Origin of the sequence: Pseudomaricurvus hydrocarbonicus (assembly GCF_011602365.1) — a bacterium.
Taxonomy (GTDB): Bacteria; Pseudomonadota; Gammaproteobacteria; order Pseudomonadales; family Cellvibrionaceae; genus Pseudomaricurvus; species Pseudomaricurvus hydrocarbonicus.
On record NZ_JAAONZ010000002.1, the window covers coordinates 24154 to 46693 of the forward strand.

Consider the following 22540-nt stretch of genomic DNA (forward strand, 5'->3'; position numbering starts at 1 on the left):
CAGTATGATCAGATTTCAAGCGAATCCGTGAATCAATTCCTCTAGCTGACTACCACCTCAACTCTTCGCCCCCTCAACCCCCACCACACCAGGAGAAACGCCAAAGCTGCAGACAAAGCACTCACCGCAAAAGACAGTTGCGGGCTGACACCCCACAGCCAGCCACTGAGCAACGAACCGATAGCTCCACCCGCACCAAAACTCACAGCGCTGTAAAGGGCCTGCCCCTGGCCTTGATGACGACCGACGAAAAACCGTCGCACCAGCTCAATCGCCACTGCGTGAGCGGTACCAAAAGAAAATGCGTGCAGCAGTTGTGCCGAGAACAAAACCCAAATGAAATCCGGGTAAAACCCTATTAGCCACCAGCGCACCACCGTTGCCGCCAAGGTGAGCATCATCACCGAGCGCAAACTGTAAAATGTTAATAGCCGATGCATGAACCAGAACACCACAACTTCAGCCAAAACACCCAACGCCCACAGCAAGCCTATCTCTCCTCGGCTGTACGACAACCCCTCCAGATAGACGCTGTAAAAGGTGTAATAACTGCCGAAGCTGACCTGGAGAAAGAACGAGGCTGCCAGAAAACACAGCACCGGTCGGCCCCTGCAAACCTGCCAAAAACCTTCCCCATGCTCATGCACTAACGTCACGGTTTTTTGCTCTTTCACCGTCAGCGAGCTTAGCCAGATCAGCACCAGAATAACCAGTGCCGCCAGCGGCATATAGCTTAGCGAGATGAAATCAAACAGGTAGCCCAGCAAGACCACCGCCACAATAAAACCCACCGACCCCCAGAGCCTGATTCGACTGTAGTAATGAGACACACCACCCAGGTAATTGAGAGTGACCACTTCGAATTGGGCCAATACAGCGTTCCAAAAAAAACTGTAGGTCGCAATTATTAAGGCCACCCAGACAAAGTCCTGCTGCCATAATATGAACGAAAAGCACACCCACGCCAGGAATGACCCTAGACGTATGACAAACAATCTGCGACCCGTATGGTCGGCCAGCCAGCCCCAAATATTCGGAGCCAACACCCGAGTGACCATCATCACCGCAAAAATTTGACCGATTTCAATCGAGGAAAAATGGAGGGACTGAAGGTAGAGCCCCAGAAAGGGGACAATGGTGCCCAATAAGGCGAAGTAGAAAAAATAGAAGCTGGACAGGCGCCAATAGGGAATGGCCCGCCCAGCCGTAAATCTTAAGGACACCGGCGTTATGCCTGTGTCGAGGCCCCTGGTGCAGCAGCTGGGATCACCGGGATATCGTGCTGCAAGCCGCCATTTTGACCGCGGTGACGCAACAGGTGATCCATGATCACCAACGCCATCATCGCCTCGGCAATCGGGGTAGCCCGAATCCCGACACAAGGGTCATGACGGCCTTTGGTCACAACCTCAACCGGCTCACCGCGAACATTCACGCTACGACCCGGCAGATGCAGGCTTGAAGTTGGCTTCAATGCCAGACTGGCAATCAAATCCTGTCCCGTGGAGATACCACCCAACACGCCACCGGCATGATTAGAGAGAAAGCCTTGCGGCGTAATCTCATCGCGATGCTCCGTGCCCTTTTGCTCGACACACTCAAAGCCTGCACCGATTTCAACCCCCTTCACCGCATTGATACTCATCAACGCATGAGCCAGATCCGCGTCCAGGCGATCGAAAATCGGTTCGCCAAGCCCGGGCGGCATCCCGGTGGCCGTCACGGCGATCTTCGCTCCAACCGAATTCCCCTCTTTGTTAAGCGCCTGCATATAGGCTTCCATCTCAGCCACTTTACTGGCGTCCGGACAGAAGAAGGGGTTGTTGTGAATTTCTTCCCAGTCAACGGTCTCAATTTTGATCGGACCCAACTGGGAGAGATACCCCTTCACCTCAATGCCAAGGGTCTCTTTCAGGTACTTTTTCGCAATGGCCCCGGCAGCCACCCGCATTGCAGTTTCGCGGGCCGAAGAGCGACCGCCGCCACGGTAATCACGCACCCCGTATTTTTGCATATAGGGGTAATCCGCGTGTGCCGGGCGATATTGATCTTTGATGGTGGAATAATCTTTCGAGCGTTGATCGGTGTTTTCAATCAACAACCCAATAGGCGTACCGGTGGTTTTTCCCTCAAACACACCCGACAGAATCTTCACCTGATCCGCTTCACGGCGCTGGGTGGTGTAACGAGACTGGCCAGGCTTGCGACGATCGAGGTCATGCTGGAGATCTTCTTCACTCAGTGACAAGCCTGGTGGGCAACCATCAACAATACAGCCCAAAGCCAGGCCGTGACTTTCGCCAAAGGTGGTCACTGTGAATAGTTTGCCAAAGGTATTACCGGACATATCAAACTCGTCGTTGTAGTTGTCTGTAACCAGCGGTCTATGACCCGCTGCGGATGATTATGTAATCGAAAGCAGCGAATTATACGCCCTTTCTAGAGACTGTGCTTAACCCTCTTGCCCGCCTTATTTGTCCGGCCACGGGCCACACCCCCCAAATTTCGCTATGCCGGACTCTTTACGACTGGAAATCCGCCTGATGCTGATCCAGTTGCGCCGCGGTAAGGACAAAAATGCCGTGACCTCCCTGCTCAAACTCTAACCAGGTGAACGGAACACGGGGAAAAGCCGCCTCCAGCGTTGGCCAGCTATTACCCACTTCCACCACCAACAAACCCTGATCGGTCAGATGGCTGCGCGCTTCTTTCAATAATCGGCGGGTAAAGTCCAGCCCATCATCACCACTGCCCAGCGCGATTTCGGGCTCCGCCTGAAACTCTGCGGGCATGGCTGCCAGATCCTCGGCATTCACATAGGGAGGATTGGTGACAATCAAATCAAACACCTCCCCCTGCAACTGCTCAAACAGGTCTGAGGTGACGGCAGTTACCTGATCTTCCAGCCGGTGCAGCTGAATGTTGGAACGAGCCACCTCAATGGCGTCGGATGAAATATCACTCAAGACCACCTCGGCATCTGAAAAAGTATCCGCACAGGCAATCCCGATACAGCCGCTGCCAGTACACAAATCGAGGATTCGGGCGGGGTACGCGCTCATCCAGGGCTGGAACTCCTGAGCAATCGTTTCTGCCAGCGGCGAACGAGGCACCAGGACACGCTCATCCACATTGAACTCAAGACCCGCAAACCAGGCTTTCCCAGTCAAATATGGCGCAGGAATGCGCTCCTCGATACGCCGCTCGATCAAATCGGTCAGCAAGCGTCGCTCTGCCAGGGTCAACCGGGCATGCAAAAGGTGTTGCGGGCTGTCCCATGGCAAATGCAAACTGGGCATGATCAGCTGGACCGCTTCATCCCAGGCGTTATCGGTCCCATGACCAAAGAATAAGCCCGCCGCGTTAAAGCGACTGGTCGCCCAGCGCAGGTAGTCGCGAATGGATAACAATTCCTGGATCGGTGATTCACGTTTTTCTATCAAGGGATCAGCCTCTTCATTTTTAACCCAGGAAGCGGTTAGATTATCGCTCTCACAGGGCAGATTGTTGCAGAAATCGAGCAACTTACCGGGTGGATCAGGTAGTTGTAGACACTGACACCAGCTTTCACACAAACACCCGCACCGACTAAAACAGTAGCGCTGCCACACTGGCACACAATGTCATTACAAACAAAAACCATTTTAAGGTTTTCTGACTGACCTTCATGGCCATACCCACCCCCAGCCGGGCCCCAACCATCGTGCCAACAGCGAGCACCAGACCGGGCACCCAAGCCACCTGCCCTTGCCAGATAAAGATGCCCAAGGCCACCGCTGTAAATGCCGCCGAACACAGCAGCTTCAAGGCATTTGCCCTGACCAAATCATAGCGCAACACACCGGCCAAAGCGGCGATCAATACAAAGCCCACTCCCGCCTGCACAAAACCGCCATAAAACCCGGCCAGCAACAGTGCCCCCCAGGCTTTTGGATTACCCGACACCTTACCGGCCATCTCCTCCTCGGCCGGCATCACCGCCGAAGGCCGCAGCAGAATTAACAGCGCCATGGTCACCATGGTTCCGAGTAAAACGGGCTTCAACAGCCAGACGGGTAAGAACGAGGCAAACAAAGCACCTACCAAGCCTCCCGCCAAGGTAGGGATCAGAATGCCCTTGATGTCCGTGCGTTCCAGCTTACCGTGCCGGTCAAAACCTTTCAGTCCCACCAGGCACTGAAAGAAAACACCCACCCGGTTGGTCGCATTGGCCACATCGGCCGGCAATCCCATCACCATTAACGCGGGCAGTGTGAGATTTGAGCCACCACCTGCCAGGGTATTAATAACCCCGGCAATAAGCCCGGTCACCAGCAGCAGGGCAATAAAAACAGGTGTCAGTTCAATCATCCAGCCGCTCTCCATAAAATCAGGCGGCACAGTCTACCGGTTTTCTTCAAAATCGCCAGCAAAGCCCCTGTTTTCGGGCGATAAGAGTGAAAAAAAACTTTACCGGGGCACAGCCTTCACGTAGGGTACTGCCCCCACAGGGCCTGACTGGAAGGCCAATAAACCCTTAGCTTTTATAGGGGTAATGGATAAGCAAAAGATTCCTTGAGGAACCTCCAATGAAAGAGCAATACGCCAAAATCATTAGCGCTATAGGTGAAGACGTCAATCGCCCCGGCCTGCAAGATACTCCCGCACGTGCCGCAAAAGCGATGGAGTTTCTGACTCGAGGCTACAAGCAGAACGTTGCAGACGTTATCAATGGCGCCCTGTTCCCATCCGACTCCAGCGAAATGATCATCGTAAAAGATATCGAGCTGTATTCTATGTGCGAACACCACATGCTGCCTTTTATTGGCAAAGCCCATGTCGGTTACATTCCCACCGGCAAGGTCGTGGGCCTGTCGAAAATTGCACGAGTGGTAGACATGTATGCCCGCCGTCTGCAAATTCAGGAACAGCTGACGGTTCAGATTGCCGAAACGATTCAGCAAGTGACCGAAGCCGCCGGTGTCGCCGTGATTATCGAAGCCAAGCACATGTGCATGATGATGCGCGGGGTGGAAAAACAAAACTCCTCCATGAAGACCTCGGCCATGCTCGGCTGTTTCCGCGACAATCAGGCCACTCGCACGGAGTTTTTATCTTTGATTAAATAGCGCTGTTGCCTCAATCAGGCCAGAGAATTGACGAGCTTTGCTCACAAAAAAGGGGGATTATCTTCAGATAATCCCCCTTTTTTGTGCCTTGATGCCTAAGACATCTTGTTACAACCACTATTGCGAAGGTACGATTTTGACCAGATTGACACTGCGCTCGCGACCGTCTGGCACCGAGTTCGGAGCCAGACCACCCATACCGTAAGTACTCAAATAATTGCCATCCAGACCTTCAGCGATCAATTTCTGATAAACCGCTTTAGCCGCAGCCAGGGAGCGATCCTGTTGCTGTTGCAGGGTTCCGGTGCCCACATCAAAGCCCACAATCGCAATGTGCCAATTGCGCTGACTTTTTAGCGCTGAAACCACCGCTTTCAGCTGCTCTTGCTCCAATTGCTCATTCAGGAGCTCAGGTAAAATAAACTCACGCCCAACCCGCAAACGCTCCTCAATCACTTCAGAGCTACTGAACAAGCGAACCGGCTGTGTCGTCGTCAGGATATCAACCTGAAGGTAACGGCGCTTGTTGCCTCGCTGAACCGCGTAGAGGGCCACATAAGCCTGCTTGCCGTCCTTTAAATTGACCCCAATTGCAGAGTAATACTGATACTGGTCCAGGCCGTACAGCTGTCTAACCCCGAAACGACTGTTGGCCCACGCACCACTGCTGCCACAGCGCCTGGACTCACACAAAAATAATTCCTGCCCTCCCATCTGTAGCATCTGGCGCCGGTAAAATTCAAACGCTTCCTGTTCAGATTGCCCCTCGTCAAGCTCCAGGGTTAAACGGTCAAGGACACCACTCAAACGCTGTTCACGTTCAGCCCGCCAATCACTGTCCACCTTCTTTAAGGCCCCCAGGGCCAAACGGTAATCCGTTACCTGGTCACGGCTTTCGGCAACGACCCTGGCCTGTTCATACCGGGCGAGGGACAAAGCAGAAGCGGAGATGCCATAAGCAATGGAGATAAAGGCCACACACACACAAATCAATGACTTCATAAGCACTTATTTATTTAGAACCCGGCTATTAGCATAGCCATTGTTGCACAGTAATTATAGTGAACAGACCGAATGGGCCTCTCAGACGGCCAAAAGAGGCAGGATACCTTAACCCCCCTTCGTTGTGTTCAATCAATAATTTGCCTGGCTGGTAAAAAAATCATCCACAATTGCACCGATTTCGATGGACTGCGTCTCCATATGGAAATGATGGCTTCCCGGTAACTGCTGAGGATTAAACGGTTTCCACTCCTCTGGAGGCCGGGATATTTTTGCCATCGCCCCCCCTTCTGCCAGCAACAGTTTAACTGGCGCCTGAATAGATCGTACAAAAGCGTCAATGTGCTCACGACTCAACTTAAATGCTGAAGCCGTGTGTAAACGGGGATCGAAACTCCACTGATAGCCGCCATCCACCTCAACCGAACCCCGCTCGACAATAACCCGGGCAGCTTCGCGGGACAGGCTCCACGCCCCCTTCATGCGGGCACGGATCATAGCTTCTCTATCGGTATACACCCTGCGCGGCCGCAACTGCTGATTGTCCAATATGGATGCGGCTAATTGCTTTGGCGCCCGGTCTGGCGATAGCGCAAGCGGTGTGAAGCCATCCAGTAACGCCAGCGCGGTAATCCGTTCCGGGAAGGTCCCTGCACACAATGTACTGATGATGCCGCCCCGGGAGTGCCCCATTAACGCAAAACGATCCCACCCCAAGGCGTCGGCAACGGCAAAGACCTCCGCCACATCCTGCCAGATATTATAAGGCTCATGTGCAGGGCGATGGTCGCTGAAACCGTGGCCGGCTGTATCGAGAGCCACCACGTAATGGTTCGCCAGCAAAGGCGCCAATCTGAAAAAGCTGCCGCTGTTATCCAGCCAGCCGTGAAGAGCCAATATCGGAGGAGCGGCGGGATCCCCCCACGCCTGAGCCCGGAACGTTAACCCCTGGGCTGGAATGGACAATTGTTGCGGGGGTAATTGACATTGGGTCATGGTGTCGGCACACCAGGCTGTTTAAGCCAAATGAGTTCACCGCAAGAAGCCGCCATTACGTCCGTTTTGACAGAGGCCAGGGCGCTGGTGCCCATGAAATGCTGCCCGGGCTTCAACCCGCACAGCCAGTTCACACAAGTTCCCACCAAAGGTTGATGACTGACCAGCAAAGGCACCTCATCCGATAACGAATCCAGCAACTCGGTCACTTTTGACAGGTTCCCTTCGGGCACAAGAAGATCCGAAGTCGTTACCGGCAAAGACAATAGATCCGACGCCAGAGTGGCGGTTTGCTGAGCCCTGACATAAGGACTGGCAATGATACGGGTGACCTGGCTCAACTCATCTTTGGCGGCAGTCAAAATATTGACGGTTTGTTGATAACCAATGGACGTCAATGCACGCTCGGGATCACTGTCAGCGAACAACTGAGCTTCACCGTGCCGAAGAATAAAGACTTGCATAGTTAACTCCACTCACGAAGCAACAAAGTCCGTCAGCGTTAGCAATGGTTAAGGAGGTGCCGCCCGGGAGCCACGACACCGCAATGAACGCAGTTCCCAAACAGCCCGAAAACGGTACGGTTACAAGTCAGGCCGTTACTCGCCCTGATCTGGCCAATCCTGGAAGGGATAAGGCTTTTCTTCGCTGCTGTAGCACAAGAACTGCCATGTCTGGAAAATATACACGGACAGTGAATGTCCGAATTTTCTCAGATTGCCATTATTCTGGCCGGTAAAAAGCGAAAACAAAAATTGCAGAATCACCACAATCCACATGACTGCGGCCGCCACCTGGAGAATGACGGCAAATAGCAGCATAAACACAAGCCGGAACCAGTGTGTACTGGATAATAAATTTGATTTCAGTTTCTCATCCATTGCCATATCCCTTGTTGCATACTGTCGTTATGAAGCTGCGGTAATGCGCAACCCGATTTTCAGGCACAAATGGGGTTAGTTTTTACCGGAATATTCCACATCGGTATTTTGCTCCCCCATCATCAATCCCTTAGCCACTTCAGCCAACGGACGGTGTTCGAACAAGATATCATACATACCCGACACCAATGGCATGTAAACACCTAACTCATCCGCTTTGTGCTTAACAATCCGGACGGTATTAACCCCTTCCGCCACCTGACCAATTTCTTCAACCGCCTGCTCCAGCGTCTTGCCCTGGCCAATGGCCTGTCCAACACGGTAATTTCGGCTCAAGTCAGAAGTACAGGTCAGGATCAGATCGCCAACGCCCGCCAATCCCAAAAAGGTCATTGGGTCAGCGCCAAGCTCACGGGCAAAACGCCCCATTTCTGCCAGGCTACGAGTCAACAGCATCGCCTGTGTGTTTTGTCCGGCCCCTACGGCTACCGCCAGCCCGGAAACAATGGCATAAATGTTTTTCAAGGCCCCGCCCAACTCGACCCCATAACGGTCCTTGTTGGCGTAAACCCGAAACGTCGGTGAACACAAGATCTCCTGCACACACTGAATCACTGCATCGTCATCACTGGCGATAACCGATCCGGTCTGCTGCTGCTGGACAATCTCTTTGGCAAAATTAGGTCCACTCAGAACCCCAATGTGCACGTTCTGCAGCTCTTGCTCCAGAATCTGACTCATCAGGGTAAAGCTCTCCAACTCAATACCTTTGGTGGTACTGACCACGATAGTATCAGGCTTTAGCAGGGGCGCTATCTGGCGTGTAACATCCCGAAACGACTGACTTGGTACAGAAATAAACACGACATCACTGCTGGCGACAGCCTGCGCTAAATCCGCTGTGAAGGTTAAATTGTCGTCCAGCACATACCCCGGAAGGTATTCAGGGTTCTCCCGGGAGACCTGACTGCGCGCAGCGCGCTCGGCATCCCTCAGCCACAAATAAGTGGGGTGGCCGTTGACTGCAATAATATTGGCAATTGCGGTACCAAAACTGCCTCCGCCTAAAACCGCGATGGTTAACTTTTTCGACATACTGAAATTCTGCTCAATTTGGCTTCCGAGGAGAAGCGCTGACACATTAAGGCTCAAACCAAGTATCGGCGAACCAACCCTTCGCGAACTCATTCAAGAATAGCCACTCGTGTTCACTCAAGAGCAGCCATTATAGAAAAACTAGACCTGAACACACAAAAATTCAGGCCGAAATAACGAAAAAGGGACGCAGCGCCAAATCAGCACCGCCCCCCTTTTAGACTTCGCTCCCGGTCTAATGCTTGGACCGGGAAAGAAAACACACCGATTAGTGGCTCAACTCAAGTAACAGCTTATTGAGTCGGGTTACGTAAGCAGCCGGGTCCTCCAGGGTGCCACCTTCAGCCAGGCTCGCCTGATCAAAGAGGATGTTGGCCAAATCCGCAAAGCGATCCTCGTCGGCTTCCTGATCCAGCTTGTTCACCAGCGGGTGCTCCGGATTGATTTCGAAAATAGGCTTGGATTCCGGCAAAGCCTGACCCGCCTGCTCCAGGATCCGACGCATTTGCGCCCCCATATCATGCTCTCCCACCACCAGACAGGCTGGTGAGCCGGTCAAACGATTGGTCACACGCACATCGTCGACACGGGATTCGAGCACCTCTTTGACACGTTTAACCAGGTCTTCGTGTTGCTTGGCGCTCTCTTCCTGTGCCTTTTTATCTTCTTCGGTGTCCAGTTCGCCCAGATCCAACTGACCTTTACCAACGTCCTGGAATTTCTTGTCTTTGTATTCCATCAAGTGGCCCATGAGCCACTCATCCACGCGGTCAGATAACAGCAGAACTTCAATATTTTTCTTACGCAGAGCCTCCAGGTGCGGACTGTTTTTGGCCGTATTAAAGTTTTCAGCAGCCACGTAATAAATCTTATCCTGACCCTCTTGCATGCGCTCAAGGTACTGATCCAGAGACTGGTCCTGATTCGCCTTGTCGGTGTGGGTTGTGGCAAAGCGCAGCAACGAGGCCACTTTTTCACGGTTGGTGAAATCCTCTGCGGGTCCCTCTTTCAACACTTCACCAAACGCAGACCAGACCTTGGCATAATCTTCGGGGTTGTTTTTGGCCATCTTCGACAGCATATCCAATACACGTTTGGTCAGTGCACTGCGCATGGCATCAATGTTCGGATCTTTTTGAAGAATTTCACGGGACACGTTCAGCGACAGGTCGTTGGAGTCCACCACACCCTTGATAAAGCGCAGGTACATCGGCAGAAATTGTTCGGCGTCATCCATGATAAAAGTGCGCTGAACATACAATTTCAAACCCCGGGATGCATCCCGGTTATAGAGGTCATAAGGCGCTTTCGCCGGAATATACAGCAGGCTGGTGTAATCCAGCTTCCCTTCCACCCGATTGTGGCTCCAGCTCAGGGGGTCTTCAAAATCGTGGGACACATGTTTGTAAAATTCTTTGTATTCGTCGTCGCTGATGTCAGAGCGGGAACGGGTCCACAGCGCTGTGGCACTGTTAATCGTCTCGTCTTCCGGCTCCTGGTTTTCAGCGTCTTCGCCCATCGCCTCTTTCTGCATGATCACAGGCAGGGAAATATGATCAGAGTATTTTTTAATGATAGAACGCAGACGCCAGCCATCGGCGAATTCTTCCGCTTCCGGCTTCAGGTGCAGAACGATGGTGGTACCACGAGACGCTTTCTCAATGGTTTCTACGGTAAACTCCGCCTCACCGGTACACTCCCAGTGCACCCCTTCGCCGGTGGCAACCCCGGCACGGCGGGTAAAGACTTCAACCCGATCCGCGACGATGAATGCGGAGTAGAAACCCACACCAAACTGGCCAATCAACTGGGAATCTTTTTTCTCATCACCAGAGAGGTTTTCCAAAAACTGGGCGGTACCAGACTTGGCGATAGTACCCAGGTGCTCAATGACATCCTCGCGGGTCATACCGATGCCATTATCACTGATCGTGAGGGTTTTGGCGTCTTTATCAAAAGTGATGCGGATGGCTAATTCAGAATCATCTTCGTACAGGCTGTCATCGGTTAACGCTTTAAAACGCAGCTTGTCTGCAGCATCGGAAGCATTTGACACCAGTTCCCGCAAAAAAATCTCTTTATTGGAGTAAAGAGAGTGAATCATCAAATGCAGTAGTTGCTTTGCTTCGGTTTGAAAACCACGAGTTTCTTTTTGCGCTTCCACAGTCATTTTTCAAAAGCTCCTGAACGTCTGTGTTGTAAATAGATGAAATTACCCATGCGCCATTCACGCCATAACTGGCCGATGACAGAGCATTGTTAGAACAGCACTTGGCTATGACAGAGAAGATGGGGGCAGGAGAAAGGAATTCAAGGGGTGATGTGGGTCGCGCCCCCTTAAATTGATCACAGACCGCAGAGAAGAAACCTGCACAGGAATTAGCCGGATCAGTCGATTAAAAACTGAGCCCTGGCTCTGGCCACTAACTTTTGCGAATCATCCTGCCAGCTGTCCACACCCACATTGACCAATTTACGACCAAAACGAACAATTTCACAGCGAGCATAGGTGTTTTTAAAGTGGCCAGGCCTCAGATAATCAATGCTGAAATCGACGACTTTCGGTACCTTGTGCACCTCCATGGACATCATCAAATGGAAAATGGCCGACATTTCCATAAAACCGCCTAACGCCCCACCATGCAGGGCCGGTAAGGTCGGGTTACCAATATTGCTCTTCTTCGGCGGCAAACAAAATACGCCGGCCTCAATTTCAGACAACTGAATACCCAGCAGGCGGGCGTAAGGAATGGCCTCGATACACGGACTCCAGTCGCCATTTTTCTGCGCATTCTCAACCAATTGTGCAATAGTACTCACGCGTCTTCTCCGAAAATTTGGTCATAAGCCGTCAACATCGTGTGCCTAAAGTCGGTGAACGTCCCCTTTTCCATGCGAGAAAAATTACCTACCGCCTGAGCGATCGGGCGAGACACATCCCCCTGATGGGCAATGGCACGAGTAAAAATCACGGAGCGAGTGACTCGGTATACCTCACCCACGGCATAGACCGGCTTGTGAGGCTCAGCCGGCCCCAGGTGGTCAATACGCAGGTCAATGGTCGGTGTCAGGGCCAACTCGTCGAGGGCGGTACTGGCGGAAAAGCCACAACAGCTATCCAGCAATGCGGTAATCACTCCGCCGTGTATCACCCCGGTTTCGGGGTTTCCGACAATATCGTCCGAATAACCGAGCTCCATAGCGATACTGTTGCGCTGGATATCGGTCACTTTGATCCCAAGCGCATGAAAGTGATCACCCTGATTTGCCACCATCAGGAGTTCACACATCTTGCGAATCTCCTCTAAGTCTACCGCCATACATCTATCCAACTCGATTACACGAAAACCAAGTCAAAGATTATAACGTAAATGGCTCCCGGGGCATTGCCACAAACGGGCAAAGCCAGTGGTATTAAAGCCCAGATCAGTCAACAGGCAGAGCCCCCCTTCCCCAGCAAGTCGGTTGTGCTATACATTAAGAGTGATCTTAAGCTGTACACTTTAAAAACAGCTTATGCTATACCTCATGTACTCAAGGATAAGTCGATAAACGGGATGATTATGATGATGAAGCCTTACCTCCTGCTGCCGCTCACCGCTGTACTCGTCTCAGGCTGTGGCATGAACGACAGCGCAAAAGACCAGGCAGTTGCTCAAATGTCCAACTGTGAAAAGGTACTGGCCCTGATTGACGCACACCCGTCAAAATTCGTGAACCTTCGCACGAACCTGAAATCTACCCGCAAGATCAGCGTGTGGGATGCTCGCTACCAGCTGGTAGGAAAGAACTGTCAGGTGTGGGGCTGGGGAACCGGTAAATCCAACTACACGTGCAATTTGAGCTCTCCAAATCAGGAGATCGCCATGGAGCATTTCGCCACAGCCAAAGAACTCACCCAATCGTGTCTGGGCAACAGCTGGCAACTTTCGGAGCGCCCACGCAAGATCGGTAATGGCCTCAAGGCAACCTTCACTCGCCCTGACACTGACACAACCGTTGCCATTCAGGCAGTGGAAACCAATGGCGCCATCAAGCAGGAATGGACGACCTATTTTTTTGTGGGTGATGCCAACGAGGATCTATAAAGACAGGTTCGAGGTTCGAGGTTCGAGGTTCGAGGTTCGAGGTTCGAGGTTCGAGGTTCGAGGTTCGAGGTTCGAGGTTCGAAAAGGTTAAATCGAAAAAAAGGCTGCACAAGTGCAGCCTTTTTTGAAGTCATGCTGTGTAAGCCATGTAACCAGCGATTACCAGCCGGTCAATTCCTTCAGTGCGTCACCGATTCCGGCCAAAGAGCGAACGGTTTTAACACCCGCATCTTCCAGAGCAGCAAACTTCTCGTCAGCAGTACCTTTACCACCAGAGATAATCGCACCGGCGTGACCCATACGCTTACCTGCTGGAGCAGTTACACCGGCGATGTAAGACACAACAGGCTTGGTTACGTTCGCCTTGATGTATGCAGCCGCTTCTTCTTCCGCAGAACCACCGATTTCACCGATCATAACGATGGCTTCAGTCTGTGGGTCGTTCTGGAACATCTCCAGTACGTCGATGAAGTTGGTACCCGGGATCGGGTCACCACCAATACCTACGCAAGTAGACTGACCAAAACCGTAATCAGTGGTTTGCTTAACCGCTTCATAGGTCAGGGTACCAGAGCGGGAAACAATACCCACTTTACCTGGCAGGTGGATGTGACCTGGCATGATGCCGATCTTACACTCACCCGGAGTAATCACACCTGGGCAGTTAGGGCCGATCAAACGCACACCCAACTCGTCACACTTGACTTTACATTCCAGCATGTCCATCACAGGAATGTGCTCAGTGATACAAACGATCAGCTTGATTCCGCCGTTCGCCGCTTCCAGGATAGAATCCTTACAGAAAGGCGCCGGTACGTAGATCACAGAGGCGTCAGCACCAGTGGCTTCAACCGCTTCAGCTACGGTGTTAAAAACGGGCAAGCCCAGGTGAGTAGTGCCACCTTTACCTGGCGTTACACCACCAACCATTTTGGTGCCGTAGGCAATCGCTTGCTCAGAATGCATAGTGCCCTGAGAACCGGTGAAGCCCTGGCAGATTACTTTAGTATCTTTGTTAATTAATACGCTCATTTGCTCGCCCCTTATTAACCTTTAGCCGCTTTAACAACTTGCTCTGCAGCATCGGTCAAGCTAGTTGCAGCAATAATATTCAGACCGCTTTCAGCCAGTACTTTCGCGCCCAAGTCAGCGTTGTTACCTTCCAGGCGAACAACGACAGGCACTTTAACACCCACTTCTTCAACAGCACCGATAACGCCTTCAGCGATCAGGTCACAGCGAACGATACCACCGAAAATGTTGATCAGTACGGCTTCAACATTGGTATCAGACAAAATGATTTTGAATGCTTCGATAACGCGTTCTTTGGTTGCACCGCCGCCAACATCCAGGAAGTTAGCTGGATTGCCGCCGTGCAGTTTAACGATATCCATGGTACCCATGGCCAGACCCGCACCATTTACCATGCAGCCGATGTTACCATCGAGAGCCACGTAGTTCAGATCCCACTTAGCCGCATTGGCTTCACGCTCGTCTTCCTGAGTTGGATCGTTCATCTCACTCAGCTCAGGGTGACGGTACAGAGCGTTGCCATCCAGAACGATTTTAGCGTCCAGGCAGTGCAGGTCATCGGCAGGGGTAATAACCAGAGGGTTAATTTCCAGCAATGCCAGATCTTTCTCTTTGAACATCTTGGCCAAACCCAGGAAGATCTGGGTAAATTGCTTAATTTGCTTACCTTCCAGACCCAGTTTGAAGGCCAGATCACGAGCCTGATATGGCTGAGCGCCAGTCAGTGGATCGATAGTCGCTTTCAGGATTTTTTCTGGAGTTTCTTCTGCAACCTTCTCAATTTCAACACCACCTTCGGTGGATGCCATGAAAACGATGCGACGGCTGGAGCGGTCAACAACAGCACCCAGGTACAGTTCCTGAGCAATGTCAGTGCAAGGCTCAACCAGAATGCGGCTTACCGGCTGACCTTTTTCGTCAGTCTGATAAGTCACCAGGCGATTGCCCAGCCATTTTTTGGAAAACTCTTCAATTTCAGCTTTGCTGCTAACCAGTTTCACACCGCCCGCTTTACCTCGGCCGCCAGCGTGAACCTGAGCTTTAACAACAAATTTATCGCCACCGATCACATCGGCAGCAGCAACAGCTTCTGCTGGTGTAGCAGCGGCAATGCCTTTGGAAACAGGCAGGCCATATTCGGCGAATAACTGCTTACCCTGATACTCATGCAAGTTCATGTCTACGTTCCATCCACTCGCGCCATTGGCGCTCGATTATTTCTATTATGACCAGATCAGCTCTGGCCGTCAGGACCGAAACCCCAAGTTGCACGCTGCCGGATTACTCGTTCAAGAATAACCCGGCAGTGCTAATCAACTGTGACGTTTCCCCTAGAGCGCATTACTGTTTTTATTTACGCTTCTTACGGTTTGGCATGTGAATAGCGTGGCCATTCACCGCCAAGGCAGCTTCCTTAACAGCTTCTGAGAAGGTCGGATGACCAAACACAGTCATTCCAATGTCCTCAGCAGTCGAGCCAAACTCCATGGCAATAGCTACCTGCTGCACTAAATCAGATGCACTCGGCCCCACAATATGGCAGCCCAATACACGATCTGTCTTTGCGTCGGCGATCATTTTGACCATGCCCTCAGCTTCGTCGGCTGCTACAGCACGACCCACTGCGACAAATGGGAAAGTTCCCACATTATAGTCTTCGCCATCGGCTTTAATCTGCTCCTCAGTGCGGCCAACAGAGGCCACCTCAGGGTGGGTATAAATAACGTTGGGGATGATATCATAATTCAACAGCGGTTTCTGACCGGCGATGCGCTCAGCCACCATAACGCCCTCTTCCGAGCCTTTATGCGCCAACATCGGGCCGCGGACCACGTCGCCAACCGCCCAAACGCCCGGGGCGTTCGTGGAACACAGGTCATTGACGTAAATAAAGCCACGCTCGTCAAGGTTTACCCCACTGTCACCTGACAGCAGCCCCTCGGTATAAGGACGACGTCCAACACAGACAATTAGCTTATCAAATGTTTCTTTCTGCTCATTGCCGTCTTTATCGGTGTAGGTAACTTCAACTTCTTTACCCTTCACCTCGGTGCCGGTCACGCGACAGCTCAGTCGAATATCCAAACCTTGTTTGGACAGGATCTTTTTCGCTTCTTTGGCAATCTGCTGATCCATCATCGCCAAAAAGTCGTCCATTGCCTCAAGGCAAACTACGTCAGCCCCCAGGCGACTCCAGACACTGCCCAACTCCAGACCGATGACCCCTGCGCCAATTACGCCCAAACGCTTCGGTACTTCCTGAAATTCCAGAGCGCCAGTGGAATCCACAATGACGTCATTATCAACCGGGGCCATGGGAATATTCACCGGCACAGAACCGGAAGCCAGAATCACATTTTCCGCTTCCAGAGTCTCAACCTTGCCATCATTATCGGTGAATTCCACTTTACGCCCCGCCAGCAGCTTGCCCGTACCGTACAAAGCAGTGACTTTATTGGCCTGAAACAGTCCGCCAATACCACCGGACATTTGCTTAACCACTTTTTCTTTGCGGGCAATCATGGTTGGCACATCAATCGACACCTCACCGGTGGTGATGCCGTGCGCTTCATAAGCGGCTTTAGCGTCGTGATATTTATGTGAGCTGTCCAACAGAGCCTTAGAAGGAATGCAACCAACGTTCAGGCAGGTGCCACCATTGACGCCTTTGCCCTTGTCGTCTTTCCACTTTTCGATACAGGCCGTTTTCAGACCCAACTGCGCCGCGCGAATGGCAGCAACATATCCTGCTGGACCTGAACCAATGACGATCACATCATACTTATCCGACATAAATGTACCCTAACTCTTTAAATGTAAATGTTGTCATAACGACATCCCATGACAGCTGTATGAAAACAGCCGCCTTGGCGATCTTTTCTATTGTCGTTATCACCTGTTTTATTACCCGGTGTGTTTCTGACAGGCTGTGTTAACAGCTGCCCGTGCCGGCGCTACAGGCAGTTGACGCTGCAAACTCGCTTTGGTGCGGTCTGCAGCTTCAGCACAAGAGCTTACAGCTCCAACAAAATACGGGCTGGATCTTCAATCATTTCTTTGATGGCGACCAGGAACTGCACAGCGTCTTTACCATCAATCAGGCGGTGATCGTAAGACAGAGCCAGGTACATCATTGGCAAAATCTTCACTTCGCCGTCAACGGCCATCGGGCGCTCTTTGATGGAGTGCATACCCAAAATGGCGGCTTGCGGCTGATTCAGGATAGGCGTGGACATCAGGGAGCCAAATACCCCACCGTTGGTGATGGAGAAGGTTCCACCGGTCATTTCGTCCATGGTCAATTTGCCGGCCTGGGCGCGAATACCAAAATCCCGAATGGTATTTTCAACCGTTGCCAGGCTCATGTCGCCTGCGTCACGCAAAACAGGAACAACCAGACCTTTTTCAGTCGACACAGCAACGCTGACATCCTGATAGCCGTGATACACAATGTCATCACCATCAATCGAGGCGTTCACCGCCGGGAAGCGACGCAAGGCTTCAACCGCGGCCTTCACGAAGAAGCCCATAAAACCCAGACGCGTGCCATTGTGAGACTTCTCGAACTGAGCCTTGTATTTGTTGCGCAACTCCATAACCGGCGCCATGTTCACCTCGTTAAAGGTGGTCAACATGGCCGTACCCTGACAGGTTTCCATCAGACGCTCAGCGATACGCTTACGCATACGCGTCATTGGTACGCGTTTCTCAATACGCTCTCCGACCATCACAACAGGCGCTGCAGGTGCAGGCGCTGGTGCAGCGGCAACCGGAGCGGCAGCAGGAGCTGCAACAGGAGCATTGACCACATCTTCTTTGGTAATACGTCCGTCTTTACCTGAACCTGCCACCAAGGTCAGGTCTACGCCCTTTTCTTCAGCCAGTTTGCGTGCCGAAGGGCTTGCAGCGGCAGCGCCACCTGTGGCCACAGCGGCCTCAACTTCAGTCGCAGCAGGAGCAGCGGCGGCAGCTGCCTCACCCGCCACAAATTTAGCAATCACTTCGTTGCTTAAAATGGTTTCGCCTTCACCCTTGATGATCTCAGCGATAGAACCGTCAGCCGGTGCAACCACTTCCAAAACCACTTTGTCAGTTTCGATATCCACAATCAACTCATCGCGGGAAACCGCCTCACCTGGCTGCTTGTGCCAGGTCGCTACGGTGCCATCCTGTACAGATTCAGGAAAAGTTGGAGCTTTAATTTCGATAGTCATTCTGATATTCCTTTAGCGTATCGCTAACAATTTTGTCTAACCGGGCCCACTAACGAGCCACTGTCTCAAATTAGTTCACCCAATTTATTCAACCGTTAACGCTTCGGCGATAAATCGATTTTGCTCTTCCATGTGAACAGACATGTAACCCGCCGCCGGAGCTGCGGAAGCACTGCGTCCGACATAGCTGAGGTATAGATTCGGGTTCAAGTCCTGCAGCACACGACGCATATGGTGCTGACTGCTGTACCACGCCCCCTGATTCATCGGCTCTTCCTGACACCAAACGACTTCTTTGAGGTTTTTAAACGGCTTAAGAGCTGCCATCAATTCCTCTTCCGGGAAGGGGTAAAGCTGTTCAAGGCGAACCAGAGCCACATCATCCTGTCCGCCTTCCATACGCGCTTCCAGCAAGTGGTAATAAACCTTACCACTACACAGAACGGCACGTTTTACATTTTCAGGGACCAGTTCCTGCTCACCGATCACGTTCTGGAAGGTGCCGCTTGCCAGCTCTTCCAGCGTGGAAGTTGCCAACTTGTGACGCAGAATCCACTTGGGACTCATTACCACCAATGGACGACGCATTGGTCGAATCGCCTGACGACGCAGCATGTGGAACACCTGCGCGGGAGTAGTAGGAATGCACACCTGGATATTGTGTTCGGCACACAATTGCATGAAGCGCTCAAGACGAGCAGAGGAATGCTCCGGCCCCTGCCCTTCGTAGCCGTGCGGCAACAACATAGTCAAACCACACAAGCGTCCCCATTTGTGCTCACCGCTGGTAATGAACTGGTCGATCACAACCTGGGCGCCGTTGGCAAAGTCACCAAACTGGGCCTCCCAAATGACTAACGCATTGGGTGTCGTGGTCGCATAACCGTATTCAAACGCCAGCACCGCCTCTTCTGACAGAAAGGAGTCGAAGATGTTGAATTCCGGCTGCTCTTCTTGCAGATTGTTCAGGGGTTCATAGCTGGTGCCGTCTTTTTGGTTATGAATGACCGCATGGCGGTGGGAAAAAGTACCACGCCCCACATCCTGACCGGTTAAGCGAACACGTGAGCCCTGCTCCAAAATGGTGGCGTAAGCCAGGGTTTCTGCCATACCCCAGTTGATCGGCATAGCCCCATTGGCCATTTTGCGGCGATCGTCATAAATCTTTTTAACCTGGCGCTGCACCTGAATGCCGTCCGGGATGTCACACATTTTTTGCGCCAGTTCCTGCAGCGCTTTCAGGTCATAGCCGGTATCCGCAGGGGTTTTCCAACCATGGCCAATGTACGGTCCCCAATCGACAAACAGGGACTGATCTGGCTCAGTGACCAACCCTTTGGCTACGTGCTCGCCACGATCCAGTGCCGCACGATAGTCGTTAGTCATCTGGTCGGCTTCCGCCTGGGTGACGACACCTTCTGTCACCATTTTTTCGGCCAGCAACGTACGGGTAGTCTTATGCTTGCGGATGGTTTGGTACATCATTGGCTGAGTCGATGAAGGCTCATCGGTTTCATTGTGACCACGACGGCGGTAACACACCAAATCGATAACCACATCTTTCTTAAACTCATAGCGGTAGTCCATGGCCAACAAGGTGACAAACATCACCGCCTCTGGATCATCCGCATTTACATGAAAGATGGGAGCTTCGATGACTTTCGCCACATCGGTACAATATTGTGTGGAACGCGCATCTTCACGACGACTGGTGGTGAAGCCGACCTGGTTATTGATCACAATATGAATGGTGCCGCCAGTGTAATAAGCACGCGTCTGCGACATCTGGAAGGTTTCCATGACCACGCCCTGACCTGCAAACGCAGCATCACCGTGAACCGAAATTGGAACCACCTTATTCCCCAGAACGTCATCGCGTCGATCCTGACGTGCACGCACCGAACCCTCAACCACCGGCGAAACGATCTCCAGGTGAGACGGGTTAAAGGACATAGCCAAATGCACTTCACCGCCGGGAGTCATGACGTTGGAGGAGAAACCCTGGTGGTATTTCACATCGCCGGAGCTGTCGATAATGCGCTTACCTTCAAACTCATCGAACAAGTCCGCCGGGTTTTTACCCAGAGTATTGACCAGAGTATTCAAACGACCACGGTGGGCCATACCCAACACGATTTCTTTCGCTCCGTGCTCACCGGCGCGGCGAATCAAGCCATCCAGCAATGGGATAAAGCTTTCCCCACCTTCCAGGCCAAAGCGTTTGGTACCGGGGTATTTACTGTCCAGGTGACGCTCAAGCCCTTCTGCCGCAGTCAGGCGCTCAAGCACATGCTTACGGAAGTCAATTTCAAAGTTGGGGTTGGAGCGGACGCTCTCAAGACGCTGTTGCAACCACTGCTTCTCAGCGAAGTTAGTGATGTGCATAATCTCCGGGCCCACAGAACCACAGTAGGTCTGCTCCAGAGCCTCAATGATTTCACGCAGAGGGGCTTCTTCTTTACCGAAAAAAGTATTTGCGGTTTGAAAAACGGTATCGAGATCTGCGGGTGTTAATCCGTGAAACGATAGATCCAGATCCGGCACCTGTTCACGTTCCATCAATCCCAGAGGGTCGAGATTTGCTTTTTGATGACCGCGAAAGCGATAAGAGCTGATTAACTGGACAACTTTAACCTGCTTACGCTCATGTTCGACATTCGCACCACCCGAGCCAGGGGCGGCCAACGGACGTGCACGATTCTTACCGAGCAGTTCAAAGTGTTCACGGATAACGGAGTGAGGAGTATCTTGAGAAACGACCCCTTCTATACGGGGCAACTGATCAAAGTAGTTGCGCCACTCTTCAGGAACCGCATTCGGGTCGTGTAAATAGGTATCGTAGAGATCTTCAACATAGGACGCATTCCCACCGGATAAATAGGAAGTGCTCCACTGCTGCTCCATGATGCTGTCTTGCATTTGTGCCCACCTTTAAACAGGGCAGTGCTTACCGCGCAAGCAAATACAACGAATCCCACCTATCTGACACGGCTTCACCCTCCACAATGCGTCGATGAGACCACCTTCTCGACGATACCATTGCTTCGGACAACACCAGACATTTATGACCACAGGCCTAAATGCTTTAACAGTGCGTGAACCCCGTGAGAAACAAGCAGATTTTGCTTATCCACCTCACACAGTTAGCTCGGAGCCTAATCTTATCAGGCAACCGATTACCCCTACTATTTCTAGCGATTAGCTAACAGTTAAAACCCTATCTTGTGGATAGTGTTTCGCTCATTTAGGAACACTGCTTCAATTGAAACAGGTCCAAATTTTATTTCTTATTAAGCCACTCCATTGGTCCTTATCTTTTAAATAAGGTTTCCAAGGGTGTGGCTTGGGTCTCTGCACAACAATAATTTCAACACGACTTAAGGCGCCCTCTCTGCGGAGGGCTTGCCTGATTAAGTAGCGCTTTGAATCAACATATTACGGATGTGGCCAATGGCTCGGGTTGGATTCAATCCCTTCGGGCATACAGACACACAATTCTGAATACCGTGACAACGGAAAACACTGAACGGGTCATCGAGGTTAGCCAGACGTGACTCTGTAGCAGTATCACGGCTGTCCGCCAGGAAGCGGTATGCCTGCAGCAGGCCCGCAGGTCCGATGAACTTGTCAGGATTCCACCAGAAAGAAGGACAACTGGTTGAACAACATGCACAAAGAATACACTCGTACAAGCCGTCCAGCTTGGCGCGATCTTCCGGCGACTGCAAACGCTCAATCGCTGGAGCCGGGGTGTCATTCTGCAAGTACGGCTCGATTTTCTTGTACTGTGCATAGAACTGGCTCATATCAATCACCAGATCACGAATAACCGGAAGCCCCGGTAACGGCCGTAAAATCAGAGTGTTGTTCTTCACACACTCTGACAGCGGCTTCACACAAGCCAAACCATTCTTGCCACTGATGTTCATACCATCTGAACCGCACACACCTTCACGGCAGGAGCGACGGAAAGCCAGACTTGGATCCTGGGCTTTCAGCATTTCCAGCACATCCAGTACCATCAGATCTTTACCCTGAGTATCCAGCTCGTACTTTTGCATGTACGGCGCTTCGTCAGTTTCAGGGTTGTAACGATAAACTTCTACTTTCAACATAATTCTGCT

Annotated in this window: 20 protein-coding genes; 2 read left to right on the forward strand and 18 right to left on the reverse strand. The window is 51.9% G+C overall.

Going from position 1 to position 22540, the window contains the following annotated elements; all coding sequences use genetic code 11:
- Positions 1–41: 41 nt before the first annotated feature.
- From G8770_RS02425 to G8770_RS02440, 4 genes are all read right to left on the reverse strand, one after another.
- Positions 42–1223, reverse strand: coding sequence for an MFS transporter (locus G8770_RS02425; protein ID WP_208022006.1), 1182 nt, complete (start codon positions 1221–1223; stop codon positions 42–44).
- Positions 1224–1228: 5 nt separating this feature from the next.
- A complete protein-coding gene (gene aroC, locus G8770_RS02430; RefSeq protein WP_167181434.1) occupies positions 1229–2347 on the reverse strand; it encodes a chorismate synthase in 1119 nt (372 codons plus the stop codon).
- A gap of 175 nt (positions 2348–2522) precedes the next feature.
- Positions 2523–3443 carry a 50S ribosomal protein L3 N(5)-glutamine methyltransferase gene (gene prmB, locus G8770_RS02435; RefSeq protein ID WP_167181436.1) on the reverse strand — a complete coding sequence of 307 codons (921 nt, stop codon included), beginning with the start codon at positions 3441–3443 and terminating at the stop codon, positions 2523–2525.
- 145 nt (positions 3444–3588) lie between these two features.
- The gene (locus G8770_RS02440; RefSeq protein ID WP_208022007.1) at positions 3589–4350 is read right to left on the reverse strand and encodes a sulfite exporter TauE/SafE family protein; all 762 of its coding nucleotides are present in this window, start codon (positions 4348–4350) and stop codon (positions 3589–3591) included.
- Positions 4351–4568: 218 nt separating this feature from the next.
- Between G8770_RS02440 and folE the strand changes: the two genes are divergently transcribed.
- A complete protein-coding gene (folE, locus tag G8770_RS02445; RefSeq protein ID WP_167181438.1) occupies positions 4569–5108 on the forward strand; it encodes a GTP cyclohydrolase I FolE in 540 nt (179 codons plus the stop codon).
- A gap of 117 nt (positions 5109–5225) precedes the next feature.
- Here folE and G8770_RS02450 read toward each other — a convergent pair whose 3' ends face one another.
- The 8 genes from G8770_RS02450 to G8770_RS02485 form a co-directional block, all read right to left on the reverse strand.
- Positions 5226–6110: a DUF4892 domain-containing protein gene (locus tag G8770_RS02450; protein WP_167181440.1), complete on the reverse strand. Its 885-nt coding sequence runs from the start codon at positions 6108–6110 to the stop codon at positions 5226–5228.
- Positions 6111–6242: 132 nt separating this feature from the next.
- Positions 6243–7106: an alpha/beta fold hydrolase gene (locus tag G8770_RS02455; RefSeq protein WP_208022008.1), complete on the reverse strand. Its 864-nt coding sequence runs from the start codon at positions 7104–7106 to the stop codon at positions 6243–6245.
- On the reverse strand, positions 7103–7570 hold the full coding sequence (gene sixA / locus G8770_RS02460) for a phosphohistidine phosphatase SixA (RefSeq protein WP_167181442.1): 468 nt from the start codon (positions 7568–7570) through the stop codon (positions 7103–7105). The genes G8770_RS02455 and sixA overlap by 4 nt, the downstream gene beginning before the upstream one ends.
- Positions 7571–7705: 135 nt before the next feature.
- Positions 7706–7987, reverse strand: coding sequence for a DUF4389 domain-containing protein (locus G8770_RS02465; RefSeq protein WP_167181444.1), 282 nt, complete (start codon positions 7985–7987; stop codon positions 7706–7708).
- Positions 7988–8062: 75 nt separating this feature from the next.
- Entirely contained in the window at positions 8063–9082 is a 1020-nt protein-coding gene (locus tag G8770_RS02470) for an NAD(P)H-dependent glycerol-3-phosphate dehydrogenase (protein ID WP_167181446.1), read from the reverse strand.
- Positions 9083–9350: 268 nt separating this feature from the next.
- Positions 9351–11252 carry a molecular chaperone HtpG gene (htpG, locus tag G8770_RS02475; RefSeq protein WP_167181448.1) on the reverse strand — a complete coding sequence of 634 codons (1902 nt, stop codon included), beginning with the start codon at positions 11250–11252 and terminating at the stop codon, positions 9351–9353.
- Between the two features lie 218 nt (positions 11253–11470).
- A complete protein-coding gene (locus G8770_RS24315) occupies positions 11471–11902 on the reverse strand; it encodes a hotdog domain-containing protein (RefSeq protein ID WP_167181450.1) in 432 nt (143 codons plus the stop codon).
- The gene (locus G8770_RS02485; protein ID WP_167181452.1) at positions 11899–12402 is read right to left on the reverse strand and encodes a PaaI family thioesterase; all 504 of its coding nucleotides are present in this window, start codon (positions 12400–12402) and stop codon (positions 11899–11901) included. Before G8770_RS02485 ends, G8770_RS24315 begins: the two co-directional genes overlap by 4 nt.
- A 243-nt stretch (positions 12403–12645) precedes the next feature.
- Here G8770_RS02485 and G8770_RS02490 point away from each other — a divergent pair, with 243 nt between their 5' ends.
- A complete protein-coding gene (locus G8770_RS02490) occupies positions 12646–13170 on the forward strand; it encodes a hypothetical protein (RefSeq protein WP_167181454.1) in 525 nt (174 codons plus the stop codon).
- Positions 13171–13329: 159 nt separating this feature from the next.
- On the opposite strand, the gene sucD is transcribed toward G8770_RS02490, so the two are convergent.
- The 6 genes from sucD to G8770_RS02520 all read right to left on the reverse strand — a co-directional run bounded on the left by sucD (position 13330) and on the right by G8770_RS02520 (position 22531).
- The gene (gene sucD / locus G8770_RS02495) at positions 13330–14202 is read right to left on the reverse strand and encodes a succinate--CoA ligase subunit alpha (RefSeq protein ID WP_167181456.1); all 873 of its coding nucleotides are present in this window, start codon (positions 14200–14202) and stop codon (positions 13330–13332) included.
- A gap of 14 nt (positions 14203–14216) precedes the next feature.
- Positions 14217–15380, reverse strand: a complete 1164-nt coding sequence (sucC, locus tag G8770_RS02500) for an ADP-forming succinate--CoA ligase subunit beta (protein ID WP_167181458.1) — start codon at positions 15378–15380, stop codon at positions 14217–14219.
- A gap of 172 nt (positions 15381–15552) precedes the next feature.
- Positions 15553–16995: a dihydrolipoyl dehydrogenase gene (gene lpdA / locus G8770_RS02505; protein ID WP_167181460.1), complete on the reverse strand. Its 1443-nt coding sequence runs from the start codon at positions 16993–16995 to the stop codon at positions 15553–15555.
- A 221-nt stretch (positions 16996–17216) separates the two neighbouring features.
- Positions 17217–18416 carry a 2-oxoglutarate dehydrogenase complex dihydrolipoyllysine-residue succinyltransferase gene (gene odhB, locus G8770_RS02510; RefSeq protein WP_167181462.1) on the reverse strand — a complete coding sequence of 400 codons (1200 nt, stop codon included), beginning with the start codon at positions 18414–18416 and terminating at the stop codon, positions 17217–17219.
- Positions 18417–18500: 84 nt separating this feature from the next.
- Positions 18501–21335 carry a 2-oxoglutarate dehydrogenase E1 component gene (locus tag G8770_RS02515; RefSeq protein WP_167181464.1) on the reverse strand — a complete coding sequence of 945 codons (2835 nt, stop codon included), beginning with the start codon at positions 21333–21335 and terminating at the stop codon, positions 18501–18503.
- A 491-nt stretch (positions 21336–21826) separates the two neighbouring features.
- A complete protein-coding gene (locus G8770_RS02520) occupies positions 21827–22531 on the reverse strand; it encodes a succinate dehydrogenase iron-sulfur subunit (RefSeq protein WP_167181466.1) in 705 nt (234 codons plus the stop codon).
- Positions 22532–22540: the final 9 nt, after the last annotated feature.